This is a genomic window from Burkholderia sp. WSM2230 (assembly GCF_000472445.1).
Classification (GTDB): Bacteria; Pseudomonadota; Gammaproteobacteria; order Burkholderiales; family Burkholderiaceae; genus Paraburkholderia.
Window position 1 is genome coordinate 127,871 of the sequence record NZ_AXAJ01000003.1, and the last position, 15,747, is coordinate 143,617.

Genomic DNA, 15,747 nt, shown 5'->3' on the forward strand with positions numbered 1-15,747 from the left:
CGCTCATGACCGATTCATCCACTCCGCCGGATTCCGTCGACAACGGCGCGCGCCGCGTTGCGCCGCGCCGTCACGCGATGCCGTTCGTTGTCGCGGCACTGGCGCTCGCGCTGCTTGCAGCAGGCATCGCGCCGCGATTGCATGCGAGCGCCGCGCTCGCGCGGCAGGCCGCCGCGCAAACCGCGGTGAGCGTATCGGTGATCGCGCCGCAGCCGGCGCCAGCCGTGCAGGAGCTGCTGCTTCCCGGTGCAGTGACGCCGTTCGCCGACGCGTCGATCTACGCACGCACGAGTGGCTATCTCGCGCACTGGAGCACCGACATCGGCGCGCATGTGAAGGCCGGCGAAACGCTCGCCGTGATCGATGCGCCGGACCTCGACGCGCAATATCGCCAGGTGCGCGCAGACGAGGCGACCGCACAGGCCAACTTCGACTACGCGAAGGCGACCGCGCAGCGCTGGCAGGACATGCTGAAAACGCAGTCAGTCGCGCAGCAGGACGCGGACACGAAAATGAACGACATGGAAGCACGCCGCGCGATGCTCGCGTCCGCACACGCAAACGCCGCGCATCTGCGCGAACTGGTCTCGTACGAGAAGATCGTCGCGCCATTCGACGGGATCGTCACCGCGCGCAACGTCGATGTCGGCGCGCTCGTGACCGCGGGCGGGACGCCCGGCGCGGCGGGCATGTCCGGCGAGCTGTTCCACGTCGAGCAGACCGGCACGCTGCGCGTGTTCGTCGACGTGCCAGAGGACGATGCGCCATACGTGACGGCATCCACGGGCGTCTATCTGACGGCGCCTCAGTACCCTGGCCGGCAAATAGCGGGGCGTGTCGCGCGCACGACCGGCGCGATCGACCCGGCGAGCCGGACCCTGCGCGTGGAAGTCGACGTCGACAATCCCGACGGCGCGCTGATGCCCGGCGCCTACGTGCAGGTGCATTTGCAGTTGCGTGCGGCCTCCGTGGCGCTCGACGTGCCCGTCAGTACGCTGATGTTCCGTCCCGGCGGCACGATGGTCGCGGTCGTCGATGCGAGCGGCCGCGCTGCGCTGAAAACCGTGCACCTCGGCCGCGACTTCGGCACGCGTGTCGAGATCACGTCGGGCCTCGCGACCACGGACCGGGTCATCGACAATCCGGGCGATTCGCTAGGCGCGGGCCAGCCGGTCAGCATCGTTTCGGGAGGACACAACTGATGTCGCGACCAGTGCTTTCCGCTTCGAGTGGTCCGCATATACCTCGCGTGAAACCGCTTGCCATGACCGCGCTGGCTGTCGCCATGCTGTCGGCCTGCACGACGCTGCCGGCCTACCATGCGCCGTCGGCCGAGGTGCCGGCGCATTACGCGGGTGCGCCGCTTGCCGCTGCGGCGAACTGGGCGCCGGCGGCGCCCGCGGACGGCACGCCGCGTGGCTCCTGGTGGACAGTATTCGACGATCCGGAGTTGAACCGCCTGGAAGCGCGCGTCGACATTTCGAACCAGACCGTCGGCAAGGCAGTCGCGCAGTTGCAGCAGGCGCGCGCGATGGTGGACTACCAGCGCGCAGGCTTTTTTCCGACCGTCACCGCGGGCCTTGCGGCGGACCGTTTTCGTACGTCGCAGAACGTGCAGGGCCGCTCGCTCGCGGGCAAGACCGTGCCCGACTATACGGCGGGGCTGACGGCGACCTGGGAGCCGGATCTGTTCGGCCGCGTGCGTGATGCGACGCAAGCCGCGCGTGCCAGCGCGCAGGCGAGCGCCGCCGATCTCGAAGCGGTGCGTCTGTCGGTCAGTGCGGATCTCGCGCTGGACTACTTCGCGTTGCGTGCGCTCGACAGGCAGAAGCAGTTGCTCGACCGTACCGTCACTGCTTATGCGGCGGCACTGCAACTGCTGCAGCAGCAGTTGCGCGACGGCGCGATCGACGCGTCCGCGGTCGCTCAGGCGACCACGCAGCTTGAATCCACACGCACGCAGGACAGCGACATCGACGTATCTCGCGACCAGTTGCAGCACGCGATCGCCACGCTGGTCGGCGAACCCGCGTCGACATTCTCGCTGCCGCCGCGCGTCGCTTCGTCGGCATCGTCGACGCTGCCCGCGATTCCCGCAGGGCTGCCTTCGCAACTGCTCGAACGGCGGCCCGACATAGCCGCCGCCGAGCGGCGCGTGGCCGCGGCCAACGCACAGATCGGCGAAGCGCATGCGGCGTTCTTTCCGGATCTGCTGCTCTCGGCGAGCGCGGGACTGGAGAGTACGTTTTTCAGCCCCTGGCTCACAGCGCCTGGTCTCTTCTGGTCGCTCGGCCCGCAACTGGCAGGCACATTGTTCGACGGCGGCCGCCGCAAAGCGACGCTGCGCAGCGCTACCGCGCAGTACGACGGGACCGTGGCGGATTACCGGCAATCGGTGCTGCTCGCGTTACAGCAGGTCGAGGACAACCTGTCCGCGCTGCGCACGCTCGCGGACGAAGCGGTCAGCCAGCACCGCGCGAGCGCCGCGGCGGACCTGTCGCTACGCCTCACGACGAACCGCTATCAGGCCGGCGCTGTCAGTTATCTGGACGTCGTCACCGCGCAGACCATTGCGCTCACGAACGAACGCAATGACGAGCAGATCGACGCTCGCCGTTTCGCCGCGAGCGTAGCGCTGCTAAAGGCGCTGGGCGGACCGTGGAGCGAGCCTGCTGCGGGGCCGGTCAGCCGCCCGGAAAGCTCAGGATGAAGCGGGTGCCGGATGCGTCGCTCGCGGCGCGCACCGTGCCGTTGTGCAGTTCCATGATGGTCCGCACGATTGCAAGGCCGAGCCCGGCCGAACCCGTTGCTTCGCGCGTGGCGCCCGATGGGCGAAGCGTGCTGCGCGACGGGTCGACACGGTAGAAACGATCGAAGATCCGTTCGAGATGTTCGGGCGCGACCGGCTCGCCCTCGTTTGCGACGACGATCTGCATTCGCCGCTCGCCTGCCTGCGCGTCGAGGGTGATGCGTCCGCGCGGCGGTGTATAACGGATCGCGTTCACCAGCAGATTGTTGACCGCGCGGCGGAACAGTTCGAGGTCGGCCGTCAGCATCCCGTGGCCGGTGACCTTCACCGTCACGTTCGCTTCGTCGGCGACGCCTTCGAAGTATTCGGCGATGTGCGTGAGCTCCTGCACGACATCGAAGCTGCGCATGTGCTTGACGAATTGCGGATGCTCGGCGCGCGCGAGAAACAGCACGTTTTCGATCATTCTCGACAACCGGTCGCACTCTTCGAGGTTCGATGCGAGGAGCGCCTCGTATTCTTCAAGGGAGCGCGGCCGCGCGAGTGCGACTTCGGTCGCGCCGCGCATGTTGCCAAGCGGTGTGCGCATGTCGTGCGCCAGATCTGCGGTGAAGCGCGACTGGCGCTGGAAGCCATCTTCCATGCGCTGCAGCATCGCGTTGAGCGACGCGACCAGCGTTTCAAGCTCGAGCGGCACGTGCGCGACCGATATGCGCGTGTGCAGCCGGTCGACGGTGACGCTGCCCGCGCTCGCGGCGATGTCGCGCAGCGGCCGCAGCGCCGCGCGGATCAGCAGATAGCCAAGCATGAACGCGAGCACGACGCCGGCAGCACCGGCCAGATGAAGCTTGTCGCGGTAGCGGTCGAGCAACAGCCAGCGGTCGGTCATGTTCCGCGCGATCAGCAGGTTCGCGATCTCGCCATTGCGCAGCTGAGCTGCGGCGACAATGCCGCGTATCGGTGCGCCGGCGCTGTCGCGCCAGTCGGCGATCGACGCCTCGGTGATGCGGGCGCCCGCCGGCACCGGCGCCACGCGGGGCAACGGCGCGGCGCCCGCTGCGGACAGGCCCGCGGCCGCTGAACCAGCTGAGCTCGCTGAAGCAGCGGACCCGGTGGGCGCGTTCGCGAGATTGTGCGAGATCAGTACATTGCCTTGCCGGTCGGTGACTACCATCGACATCGCCTCGTTGCCGAGCACTGTGCTCACCAGGCGGTCGCCGTGTTCGCGTATGCCGCCCAGTGCCTCAAGTTCTTCCGCGAGCCGCCTCGCGTGGCGCGTGGCGAGCACGATGTCGAGATCGTCCTGGGCCTTGATCTGATGGTCCAGCGCCAGATACACAAAACTGCCTACCAGCGCGAACACCGCGAGCGTCGTACCGCCGAAGGCAAGAGCAAGCGTGGCGGTCAGCGACCGGCCGCGCATCAGGCGACGTCCTTTACGTCGAGCACATAGCCTACCCCGCGCACCGTGTGGATCAGTTTGACGGGGAAATCGTCGTCGATCTTCGTGCGCAACCGCCGGATTGCAACTTCGACGACATTGGTGTCGCTGTCGAAGTTCATGTCCCACACATACGACGCGATCTGTGTGCGGCTCATCACTTCGCCGTGACGACGTGCGAGCAGTTGCAGCAGCGAGAATTCGCGGGGCGTCAGATCGATGCGCGTGGTACCACGCTTGACGCGCCGCCGGTTCACGTCAATCTCGAGGTCGCCGACGTTAATCAGCTCGCTCTCGCGCGGTGGCCCGCGACGCGCTAGCGTGCGCACACGCGCGAGCAGTTCGACGAACGCGAACGGTTTGACGAGGTAGTCGTCCGCGCCGAGTTCGAGGCCGCGTACCCGGTCGCTGACGTCGTCCCGGGCCGTCAGGAAGAGCACCGGTGTAGTGCGGGTGCTACGCAGCGTCTTGACGACAGTCCAGCCGTCCATGCCGGGCAGCATCACGTCGAGCACGATTACGTCGTATTGTTCTTCCTGCGCGAGGATCAGCCCTTGGGGGCCGTCGTTCGCGACGTCGACCGCATAGCCTGATTCCTCAAGGCCCTTTTTGAGGTACGCCCCGGTCTTTACCTCGTCTTCGACGATCAGGATTCGCATCATTGGGCTCCCGGCCAGAGTGATTTTCGAATCATACCGATCCGCGATCCGGCACGTGATTACAATCCGGTAATCTTGCCTTCGAGGCCGGACGTCTCTGTACGCGTTCCCGGTCCGGCGCCGGCTGTGCCGGCGTCATTACGTTGGACAGCAGACGGAGTTCCCCGTCCGCTCACCCCCTCATCGCAGCGGTGTCACGCCATCGGCGACGCCTGCCGGCATGCAGATGTGCTTGATTTCCGTGAAGTCGGCGAGCGCATCGTAACCATGCAAACGCCCGAGCCCGCTCTGCCGGTAGCCGCCCGTCTCCGCTTCCGCGAACAGCTTGTTGTGATCGTTGATCCACACCGTCCCGTTGCGCAGCGCTCGCGCGGTGCGCCACGCCCGCGCGCCGTCGTGCGTCCACACGCTGGCGGACAGTCCGAAGACCGTATCGTTGGCCTTTTTAAACGCTTCCTGCTCGCTTTCGAAAACTTCGAGCGTGACGAACGGCCCGAAAATCTCGTCCTGACAGAAGAACGCTTTCGGATCGCTGTGTTCGACAAGCGTCGGCGACAGAAACGCATGGCCGGAGCCCGCGCCGCGCAGCAATACGCGGTCTGCCATGTCGCACGCGCGATTGATGGTGCGCTCGACGGCATCGCGCGTCGAAGCGTCGATGAGCGCCCCAATATCCGTCGTTGGATCGATGCCCGGCCCGACCTTCAGCTTAGCCAGCGCCCCCGCAAGGTACTCGCGCATTTGCGCGGCACGTGACGCATGAACCAGCACGCGGCGTGCGGCCGTACATTGCTGCCCCGAGATGATCGTCGCGGCTCGCGCGAGGCGCGGTGCGATGGTCGCGATATCGGCATCGTCAAATACCACGCAGCAGGACTTGCCGCCAAGTTCGAGCGACAGCTTCTTCATGCTGTCAGCCGCCGCGGCCATGATCTTCTTGCCTGTCGCCGTCGATCCCGTGAAGCTGACCACATCCACGCCGTGCGAATCGGCCAGCCGCTGGCTCACGGCGTGTCCTTGCTCGTTGACGAGATTCACCGCGCCCTTGGGCAGCGCCGTGTGCTCGAAGCAGCGCAGCATCGCGGCGGTCAGCAGCGATGTCTGTGCGGCGGGCTTCACGACCGCCGTGCAGCCCGCAGCGAGCGCGGGCGAAAGCGAGCGCACCAGCAGCACCGCCGGCGCGTTCCACGGCACGATGATCGCGGCGACGCCCGCGGCTTCGCGCAGCATCGCCGAAATGGTGCCCGGCTCCGGCTCCAGCACATGACCGGCGATATGCCGCGCGAGGCCCGCGTAATAACGCACTTCGGAAATCGCGGCCGCTATCTCTGCGCGCGACTGTGCAATCGCCTTGCCGTTCTCGCGTGTGAGCAGCGTCGCGAGCGTTTCGCGTTCGTTGTCGAGCGCCGCCGCCCAGCCGAGCAGCACGTCCTGACGCAGACGTGCGTCCTGCGCCCACGTAGTGCGGTCGAACACATGGCGCGCGGCCGCTATGGCGGTATCGGCCTCGGGCGCGCCGCCGTCGGCGAAGCGGCCGATGGCCTCGCCTGTGGCGGGATCGATGCTGTCGAGGGTAGGCGTGCCTGTCCATTCGCCGGCAATCCAGTGCGATGCATTCATGTGGAGCGGTCCTTTAAAGAATGGGATGGTTCGTTCGACGAAATATTCGACGCTTGATGTAGCTCGTCGCCGATGATGGCGATCAGCGCTTCGGCCGCGGCGCTCAACGGCCTTCGCGGATGGCTCACACAGACGATATGCCGCACGATGCGCGGCGCGAGAATCGGGCACGCGCGCAAAGTGCCATGCCGCGCCGCGCGCTCGACCACGATGCGCGGCAGGATCGTCGCAAAACGCGTGTTTTCGACAAGCTTCAGGATGGTCGAGAGGACGTCGATTTCAAAGCGCGGCGCGAGCAGCACGTCTTCATGCTGCGCAGCACTGTCGAGCACGCCGCGCAGGCCATGGCGCTTGGTCGGCAGCACCAGTTCAAGCTCGGGCAGCTGCGCGAGTTCAATGGCGTGCGGCAGATCGGGGCCGTGCGCGGCGCTGGTTGCGAGCACCATCTCTTCGTCGAGCAGCGCGCGGGAGTCGAGCGACAGACGCGCACGCGGCTTGTTGATGATCGCCGCATCCAGCTGACCGCCCGCCACCCAGTCGATGAAAGTTGCGCTGTAGCCGTCGGCGACCGTGACTTCGACATCGGGATATTGCGCATGAAAGCGCGAGAGTGAATCCGCGAGCACGCTTTCCGTGACGGACGCAATCAGCCCGATGTTGACGTGTCCCGTCACGACTTCGTCGCGCTGAACGAGTTGCTGCCGCGCGTGTGCGAGGTCGCGCGTGATCGGCAGAAACAGGCGGTACATCAGCCGCCCGGCCGCGGTCGGCGCCATGCCGTGCGCGCCGCGCTCAAAGAGCTGCTGATTCAATTCGTCCTCGAGCTTCGCGATCTGCATGCTGAGCGCGGGCTGCACGATATTCAGGCGCTTTGCCGCCCGCGTCACCGAGCCGTCCTCGAACAGCGCGATGAAGTACTGGATTTGCTTGAGGTCCATCTCGCCCTTTTTCGTATCAGCAGCACTAATAGCTGCCCACAGCGATATCACGGTCGACGCTGCGTGCCTGTTGCGCGCCGTTGCCGCGTACGGCCGCCCATGCACGCTGCGAGACCGGTCTATTGATACGCAACTATCAGAAAGCTGTCATTGGGGCTAACACCGATATAAGAGCGAATGATCTGCCGCATCAAAAAACGGTATTAGAAGTTATGGCGCGATCTCGTTACGCTTCAGCCATCGCTCGCTACCGCGTCACTTAGCGAGGCACAGCAAAGATGGAGACGTCGATGAATATTCGCGATGCCGCAAAGCACGGCATTTCCTCATTGTCGTGGGCCCCTGAAAGCCCGGACGCAGGCTCGCTCTCACTGCGCGACTGGCTCGCGCATCTCGCGAAGACGGGACGCCTCGCGACCATCGAGAAGCCGGTTGCGCTCGAACACGAACTCGCAGCTGTCGCGAAGCGACTCGACGGCACGCAGGCGGCGTTTTTCACGCGCCCCGGCGGCCATGCGGTTCCTGTCGTGAGCGGATTCATGTCGAAGCGGGGCTGGATTGCGGAAGCGATGGGCGTCGACGAAGCCGCTTTGCTCGCACGTTTTTCCGCCGCTGCCGCCGAGCCGCTAGCGTCGAAACTCGTTGCGCGCGAGGACGCGCCGTGCCAGCAAGTGGTACATACGAGCGGAATCGATTTGCACGCGCTTCTGCCTATTCCCACGCACAGCGAGCATGACAACGGCCCATACATCACCGCGGGTCTCGTGATTGCGCGCAACCCGCGCACCGGCGTGCAGAACGTGTCGATCAACCGCATACAGGTGCATGGTCGCGATCGCATGGCGATTCTGCTGCTGCCGCGCCATCTGTACGCGTTCCAGCGCAGCGCCGAGGAAGCGGGCGATGCGCTCGACGTGGCCGTCGCGATTGGCGTCGATCCGCTGACGATGCTCGCCTCGCAAGCGATCACACCGATCGACAACGACGAGCTCGAAATCGCCGGCGCGCTGCACGGCGCGCCGCTGCCGGTCGCGCAATGCGTGACGAGCGGTGTGCATGTGCCCGCGTTCGCGGAGATCGTCATAGAAGGGCGCATTTTGCCGAACGTGCGCGAGCCGGAAGGTCCGTTCGGCGAGTTCCCGAAGTACTACAGCGCGAAAGAAGCCCGCGAAGTGATAGAAGTTACGGCGGTGACGCATCGGCGCAACCCGATTTTTCATACGATCGTGCCGGCCGAAATGGAGCATCTGCTGCTCGGAGCGATTCCGCGCGAAGCGACGCTCCTTGCGCATCTGCAGCGTAGCCATCCGGCGGTGAACGACGTGCATCTGTCGGTGGGCGGCGTGTGCCGCTATCACCTGTGGGTGCAGTTCGACAAGAAACGCGAAGGCGAAGCGAAGAACGTGATTCTGTGCGCGTTCGGCGCGCACTACGACATCAAGCAGGTCGTCGTGGTGGACATGGACGTGAACGTGCACGATCCAGCGGAAATCGAATGGGCGATCGCGACGCGCTTCCAGGCCGACCGCGATCTGGTCGTCATCGCGGGCGCGCAAGGCTCGCCGCTCGATCCCTCGACCACGGTCGGCCAACCGGACGACGCCCCCCCGCATCTGCAAGGCGTCAGCGCGAAGATGGGACTCGACGCGACGCGCCCGGTCGTCTATCCAGCGCATGTGTTCACACGCGTGCGCATCCCGGGTCAGGACACGGCAAATCTGACCGCGCTCGTTGCCGCTGACAACAGCGCGCTCGACGCCTACCTGGCGCGCGATCATGGCTGAGCGGAACAAGCGCATCGTCGTGGGCATATCGGGCGCAAGCGGCGCGGTCATCGGCGTGCGGCTCCTCGCTGCGCTGCGGCGCCTCGGCACACACGAGACGCATCTGATCGTGTCTGCGTCGGGTGCGGTGACGGCGGCGCAGGAGCTCGGCATCGCGCGCGGCGACGTCGATCGACTCGCGGACGTCGTGCATAACGTGCGTGATATCGGCGCGGCTGTGGCGAGCGGTTCGTTCCTCAGCGAAGGCATGGTGATTGCGCCGTGTTCGATGAAAACACTCGCCGGTGTCGCGAACGGCTTTGCGGACAATCTGCTGACCCGCGCCGCCGACGTGATGCTCAAGGAGCGCCGCCGCCTCGTGCTGGTCGCGCGCGAGACGCCGCTCAATCTCGCGCATCTGCGCAACATGACGCTGGCGACCGAAATGGGCGCCATCGTCATGCCGCCGGTGCCGGCGTTCTATGCGCATCCAAAGACCATCGACGATGTCGTCGATCACACAGTCGGGCGCATTCTGGATCTGTTCGGTATGGAGCACGGCGAGATTGCGCGTCGCTGGAGCGGTCTCGCCGTCGAATTCGGCGGCCGCGGTGAAGATCAAGGAGTGACGCCATGAACCAGCGCGAAAGCGGATTTGCGGATCTCAACGCGCGCGTGGCCGACGGCGATGCCGCTACGCCGCAGCCCTACGTTGGCCGGCCCATGCAGCGCCTCGAAGACCCCGCGATTCTCACGGGCCGCGGCCGCTACAGCGACGATATCGCCGTGAAGCCAGGCACGCTGCACGCAGCGATTCTGCGCTCGCCACATGCGCATGCGGAACTCGTGTCCATCGATACGGACGCAGCATCGAAGCTGCACGGCGTGCGCGGCGTGCTCACGCGCGACGATTTACCCGCGTGGTCGCGACCGTTCGTCGTCGGCGTGAAGTCACCCATGGAGCAGTGGGCGCTCGCGATGGACCGCGTGCGCTACGTCGGCGAGCCGGTCGCGGTCGTAATGGCGGAATCGCGCGCGCTAGCGGAAGACGCGCTCGAACTCATCAAGGTCGAATACGCGATGCTCGATCCGGTCACGTCCATCGAACAGTCTGTGCGAGACGATGCGCCGGTGTTGCACGAGCGCGTCGGCAGCAACGTAATCAGCGATCGGCATTTCCGTTATGGCGAACCGGAAGACGCGTTCGAAAACGCGCCGCATCGCGTGAAGCTCGTCGCGCACTATCCGCGCAATACGTGCGCGCCGATCGAATGCGGCGTGGTGATCGCCGAGTATCTGTCGGGCGACGAAGGCTATGACGTCACCTCCAATTTCATGGGACCGTTCTCGCTGCATGCCGTCATGGCGATGGCGCTCAACGTTCCCGCGAACCGTCTGCGTCATAAGGCCCCGCGCGATTCCGGCGGCAGCTTCGGCGTCAAGCAGGCGGTGTTTCCCTACGTCGTGCTGATGTGCCTCGCGTCGCGCAAGGCCGGCGCGCCGGTGAAGTGGGTCGAGGACCGGCTGGAACACCTGAGCGCGGCGACTTCGGCGACCGCGCGTCTTTCGACCATCGAAGCGGCCGTTGAAAGCGATGGCCGCATCGTCGCGCTTTCCTATGACCAACTCGAAGACGTCGGCGGCTACGTGCGCGCGCCCGAACCCGCGACCTTCTACCGGATGCACGGCTGCCTGACGGGCGCATATGCCATTGCTAATCTCGTCGTGCGCAACCGCGTCGTGCTGACGAACAAGACGCCGACCGGACTCGTACGCGGCTTCGGCGGACCGCAGGTCTACTTCGCGCTGGAACGGCTCATTCAGCGTATCGCCGTCGAACTGAATCTCGATGTGCTCGATGTATACCGCCGCAACTTTGTTCCCGCCGATGCCTTTCCGTATCGCGCGACGGCGGGCGCGCTGCTCGACTCCGGCAACTATCAGGAAGCGCTGCGCCGCGCGATGATCGAAGGCGGCTACGACGAACTCGTCGCGCGGCGCGATGCGGCCCGCAAGGCTGGGCGTCTTTATGGCATCGGCTTCGCGGCGATCGTGGAGCCGTCGGTTTCGAACATGGGATACATCACGACTGTGATGCCGCCCGACGCCCGCAAGAAAGCCGGGCCGAAGAACGGCGCGATCGCCAGCGCGACAGTGAGCGTCGATCTGCTCGGCGGCGTGGTCGTCACCATCGCGTCGACGCCGGCGGGCCAGGGCCACATGACGGTGTGCGCGCAGGTCGTCGCAGATGTGCTCGGGCTCGACCCGAAGGACATCGTCGTCAACGTCGAATTCGATACGCACAAGGATGCGTGGTCCGTCGCGGCGGGAAATTATTCGAGCCGATTCGCGGGCGCGGTGGCCGGCACGGTGCATCTGGCCGCGACCCGCGTGCGCGACAAGCTCGCACGCATTCTCGCGAAGCAGTTCGGATGCGCGCCCGGCGACGTGCGCTTCGAAGGCGCGCGCGTTTTTCCGAACGGAGCCGAAGACCGCGCGTTGCCGTTCGCGCGCGCCGCGAGCAATGCGCCGCACTGGGCGCCCGCGCTGTTACCGGAAGGCGAGGAGCCGGGTCTGCGCGAGAGCGTTTTCTGGTCGCCGCCGCACATGGACGCTCCCGACGAGCAGGATCGCATCAACACGTCGGCGGCGTATGGCTTCGCGTTCGACATGTGCGCCGTCGAAGTAGATCGCGTGACGGGGCGCGTGCGCATCGACCGTTACGTGACGACGCACGACGCCGGCACGCTGCTCAATCCCGCACTTGCCGATGGCCAGATTCGCGGCGCGTTCGCCCAAGGCGTCGGCGCGGCGCTGATGGAAGAGTTCCGCTACGGCGCGGACGGCAGCTTCCAGTCCGGCACGCTCGCCGACTATCTGATGCCGACGACCTGCGAAGTGCCCGATCCGGTAATCGTGCATCTGGAGACGCCGTCGCCCTTCACACCGCTCGGCGCGAAAGGGCTTGGCGAAGGCAACAACATGAGCACGCCGCCGTGCATCGCGAATGCGGTGGCCGATGCCCTCGGCGTCGACGATATTCGCCTGCCGCTCACGCCGCCCAAAGTGATGGCGCTGATCGGCATCGACGATCCCGAACCGTCGCGGCCCGAACTGCGCGAAGCACCGGCTGCGAAGCCGGCGGCGCCGGGCGGCAAGGCGCTGACGGCGCGCGGCACGGTCGATCTGCCCGCGACGCCCGAGGCAGTCTTCGGCGTGCTGCTCAACCCCAAGGCGCTCGCGAAGGTGATCCCCGGCTGCCATGCGCTCGAGGAGACCGCGCGGAACCAGTATCGCGCGGACGTGACGGTGGGCGTCGGCATGATCAAGGCGCGTTTCGAGGCGCGCATCGGCTTGTCGGAGATCGACGCGCCGCGCCGGCTGCGGCTCGCGGGTGCGGGCATTTCGCCGCTCGGCAGCGCGCGCGGCAACGGTCTCGTCGAACTGACGCCACAGGGAACCGGCACGCGCCTCACTTACGACTATGAGGCGCAGGTGTCTGGCAAGGTGGCGGCAGTGGGCGGACGCATGCTCGAAGGCGCGGCAAAGGTCGTGTTGAAGCAATTGTTCGAATCGCTCGGACGGCAGGCGGCGGGCCAGCCCGTTCAAGAGCGAAAGTCGTGGATCGCCCGGCTTCCCGGCCGTTTCTGGAGGCAAACATGAAGCCCGCTCCGTTCGATTACTTGCGCGCGATGACGACGCAAGACGCACTCGACGCCCTCGCGCAAACCGGCGACGACGCGCGCGTGCTGGCAGGCGGTCAATCGCTGATGGCGGTGCTCAACATGCGGCTCGCGCAGCCGCGCGTGCTGGTCGATATCTCGCGCACGGCCGAACTCGACGCCGTGCGCGTGGATGACAAAGCGGGCCAGCTTGTCGTGAGCGCGGCGGCGACGCAGGGCAGCGTTGAATGGCGTTCCACGCTGCGCGACGAAGTGCCGATGCTCGCGATGGCGTTCCCGCATATCTCGCATTTTCAGATCCGCAATCGCGGGACGGTGTGTGGCTCCGTCGCGCATGCGGACCCGAGCGCAGAACTGCCGCTCGTGCTGGCCGCGCTCGGCGGCGACGTGATGCTGCGCTCGAAAAAGAAGCGCCGCACGCTCGTCGCGCAGGACTTTTTTCAAGGAATGCTGATGACCGCACGCGAGCCGGACGAACTCGTGGAAGCGGTGCGCTTTCCGCTCAGGAAGCCCGGCGAGCGCTATGCGTTCACCGAGTTCTCGGTGCGGCACGGCGATTTCGCGATCGTTGCGTGCGCGGCGGTGGTGACCCAGGAGTCGATCCGTATCGCGGTCGGCGGCGTCGCGGACCGGCCGGTGGCGGAAAGCTGGCCGCGTCTGACAGGCGACGATCTGCGCGGCGCATTGAACGACCTCAGCTGGAAACTGAACGCCCAGGACGACGCGCACATCAGCGCGAAATATCGACGCAATCTCGTCCGGCAACTGGGATGGCGCGTGATAGAGGAGGCTACGTGAGCAGCAACATATCGGAGAACATCATGCGGCAGGGGGAGCAGCGGCGCATCACGCTGACGCTCAACGGCCGCGAACGCAGCGGCCATTGCGAGCTGCGCGAACTGCTGTCGGATTTCATCCGTCACGAACTGGGCGCGACCGGCACGCATGTCGGCTGCGAGCATGGCGTGTGCGGCGCATGCACGGTGCAGGTGGATGGCGTCGCGGCGCGCTCATGCCTGATGCTCGCGGTGCAGGCCGAGGGGCGGCGCATCGACACAGTGGAAGGTCTTGCGCCCGAGCAGACGCTCGGCGATTTGCAGCAGGCGTTCCAGCGCCATCACGCGCTGCAATGCGGCTTTTGCACGGCGGGCATTCTGATGTCGTGCGCGGACTATCTGCAACGCGTGCCGAACCCGACCGAGGAACAGGTGCGCGACATGCTGTCGGGCCATATCTGCCGCTGTACCGGCTACACGCCGATCGTCACGGCCGTGCTCGATGTCGCAGCGCGTCGTCAGGCCGAGGCTCGCGGCGAGAAGGAGGCCGGACATGCTTGATCTCGGCCGCACGTTTGTGCAAAGCGTCGAGCGCAGCCCGAACGCGCTGGCGCTCGTCGATGGCGAGCTGCAACTGACGTATGCGCAGTGGCATCGCATGATTCTGAATGTCGCCGATGCCCTTCGCGAACTCGGACTGCAACGCGGCGACCGGTTGCTCGTCGTGTTGCAAAACCGCTGGGAAATGGCCACGGTGCACTGGGCGGGGCAATTCTCGGGCATCGTGATCGTGCCGCTGAACTGGCGCGCGAAGCCGGACGAGCTCGAGTACTGCGTGACGGATGCGGGTGTGAAGGCGATAGTCTACGAACCCGTTTGCGCCGATGCCGTCGTGAAAAGCGCCGCCGCGCAGCATGTGCCGCGCATCGGTCTGGACGACGCTGCGGGCCGCACGATCGCCTTCGACGCGCTGTTAGTCGAAGGCGAACGGGCGCACACCGGCGAGACCACTCACGCCAGCGCCGACGATATCTCGCTGATCCTCTACACATCCGGCACGACGGGCAAGCCGAAGGGTGTGCCGCGCCGCCATCGGCATGAACGCGCGGGCGCGCTTGCGCACGTCGCGCAGAACCTGTACCGCCGCGGCGAACGCACGCTCGGCGTCATGCCGCTTTATCACACGATGGGCGTGCGCTCGCTGCTTTCGATGGCGCTCGTCGACGGCGTGTTCGTCTGCGTGCGTCGCTGGAACGCGAAACTCGCGCTCGAATCCATCGCGAAGTATCGGCTCACGTGCCTCTATCTCGTGCCGACGCTTTATCACGATCTGCTGGCGGACAGCGCGTTCGCCAACACCGATACTTCGTCGGTCAGAAAGCTGGGTTTCGCCGGTGCGCCGATGAACGATGGTTTGCTCAAGCGCCTGTCGGCAGCGTTCAAGCCGGAACTCTTCGTCAACCACTACGGTTCGTCCGAGGTGTACACGGTCAGCATCGATCAGGACGCGACGCGCAAGCCGGGCAGCGCCGGGCGCGCGGGACTGAACACGCGGCTGCGCGTCGTGAAGCTCGACGCCGTGTCGCCCGATGACATCGCACCGGCCGGCGAGGAAGGCCAGATCATTGCGGACCTGCTCGGCGACGAGGCATTCGAAGGCTACTGGAACCGCCCGGACGCGAACGCGAAGTCGCTGCGCGAGGGCTGGTATTTCACCGGCGACACGGGCTATTTCGACCGCGACGGCGATTTGTACGTGACCGGCCGCGTCGACGACATGATCATCAGCGGCGGCGAAAACATCTCGCCGGTGGATATCGAATCGGTGCTCTCGCTGCATCCGGCCGTCGATGAAGTCGCGGTTGCGGGCGTGAAGGACGAGCGCTGGGGCCAGCGCGTGGTCGCGTTCATCAAGCGCCGCGATTACGTCGACGCCGAGGCGCTCGACGCCTGGTGCCGCCAGTCCGATCTCGTCAATTTCAAGCGCCCGCGCGACTACGTGTTCGTCGACGATATTCCGAAGTCCCCGGTCGGCAAGATTCTGCGCCGCAAGCTATCTGCGGGCGAGTACTCATCCGACGGTAACGCTCAACCTGCACAGACCACAAAGGAGTAACC

At 66.0% G+C, this 15,747-nt stretch carries 12 protein-coding genes; 8 read left to right on the top strand and 4 right to left on the bottom strand.

The annotated features are described in order from the left end of the window. The first annotated feature begins 5 nt into the window (after positions 1–5). Both A3AC_RS29115 and A3AC_RS29120 read left to right on the top strand, forming a co-directional pair. Positions 6–1,202, top strand: a complete 1,197-nt coding sequence (locus A3AC_RS29115; RefSeq protein ID WP_051361602.1) for an efflux RND transporter periplasmic adaptor subunit — start codon at positions 6–8, stop codon at positions 1,200–1,202. A 62-nt stretch (positions 1,203–1,264) separates the two neighbouring features. Then, on the top strand, positions 1,265–2,710 hold the full coding sequence (locus A3AC_RS29120; RefSeq protein WP_035474988.1) for an efflux transporter outer membrane subunit: 1,446 nt from the start codon (positions 1,265–1,267) through the stop codon (positions 2,708–2,710). On the opposite strand, the gene A3AC_RS0108990 is transcribed toward A3AC_RS29120, so the two are convergent. From A3AC_RS0108990 to A3AC_RS0109005, 4 genes are all read right to left on the bottom strand, one after another. Further along, positions 2,685–4,172, bottom strand: coding sequence for a heavy metal sensor histidine kinase (locus A3AC_RS0108990; protein WP_025598451.1), 1,488 nt, complete (start codon positions 4,170–4,172; stop codon positions 2,685–2,687). The genes A3AC_RS29120 and A3AC_RS0108990 overlap by 26 nt on opposite strands. Further along, positions 4,172–4,849: a heavy metal response regulator transcription factor gene (locus A3AC_RS0108995; RefSeq protein WP_025598452.1), complete on the bottom strand. Its 678-nt coding sequence runs from the start codon at positions 4,847–4,849 to the stop codon at positions 4,172–4,174. Before A3AC_RS0108995 ends, A3AC_RS0108990 begins: the two co-directional genes overlap by 1 nt. 180 nt (positions 4,850–5,029) lie before the next feature. Next, positions 5,030–6,469 (bottom strand): aldehyde dehydrogenase family protein, encoded by a 1,440-nt coding sequence (locus A3AC_RS0109000; RefSeq protein ID WP_025598454.1) that lies wholly within the window; start codon positions 6,467–6,469, stop codon positions 5,030–5,032. Next, entirely contained in the window at positions 6,466–7,407 is a 942-nt protein-coding gene (locus A3AC_RS0109005; protein ID WP_025598455.1) for a LysR family transcriptional regulator, read from the bottom strand. The genes A3AC_RS0109000 and A3AC_RS0109005 overlap by 4 nt, the downstream gene beginning before the upstream one ends. Before the next feature lie 290 nt (positions 7,408–7,697). Between A3AC_RS0109005 and A3AC_RS0109010 the strand changes: the two genes are divergently transcribed. Genes A3AC_RS0109010 through A3AC_RS0109035 form a run of 6 tightly spaced genes read left to right on the top strand, consistent with a single transcriptional unit; the run spans position 7,698 to position 15,745 of the window. Beyond that, complete coding sequence (locus A3AC_RS0109010) at positions 7,698–9,191, top strand: UbiD family decarboxylase (RefSeq protein ID WP_025598457.1); 1,494 nt, start codon at positions 7,698–7,700, stop codon at positions 9,189–9,191. Next, positions 9,184–9,807 (top strand): UbiX family flavin prenyltransferase, encoded by a 624-nt coding sequence (locus A3AC_RS0109015; RefSeq protein WP_025598458.1) that lies wholly within the window; start codon positions 9,184–9,186, stop codon positions 9,805–9,807. The genes A3AC_RS0109010 and A3AC_RS0109015 overlap by 8 nt, the downstream gene beginning before the upstream one ends. Beyond that, on the top strand, positions 9,804–12,833 hold the full coding sequence (locus tag A3AC_RS0109020; protein WP_025598459.1) for a xanthine dehydrogenase family protein molybdopterin-binding subunit: 3,030 nt from the start codon (positions 9,804–9,806) through the stop codon (positions 12,831–12,833). The genes A3AC_RS0109015 and A3AC_RS0109020 overlap by 4 nt, the downstream gene beginning before the upstream one ends. Then, on the top strand, positions 12,830–13,651 hold the full coding sequence (locus A3AC_RS0109025) for an FAD binding domain-containing protein (protein WP_025598460.1): 822 nt from the start codon (positions 12,830–12,832) through the stop codon (positions 13,649–13,651). The genes A3AC_RS0109020 and A3AC_RS0109025 overlap by 4 nt, the downstream gene beginning before the upstream one ends. Beyond that, entirely contained in the window at positions 13,624–14,190 is a 567-nt protein-coding gene (locus A3AC_RS0109030) for a (2Fe-2S)-binding protein (protein ID WP_051361603.1), read from the top strand. Before A3AC_RS0109025 ends, A3AC_RS0109030 begins: the two co-directional genes overlap by 28 nt. Beyond that, positions 14,183–15,745: an AMP-binding protein gene (locus A3AC_RS0109035; RefSeq protein ID WP_025598463.1), complete on the top strand. Its 1,563-nt coding sequence runs from the start codon at positions 14,183–14,185 to the stop codon at positions 15,743–15,745. The genes A3AC_RS0109030 and A3AC_RS0109035 overlap by 8 nt, the downstream gene beginning before the upstream one ends. The last annotated feature ends 2 nt before the right edge of the window (positions 15,746–15,747 follow it).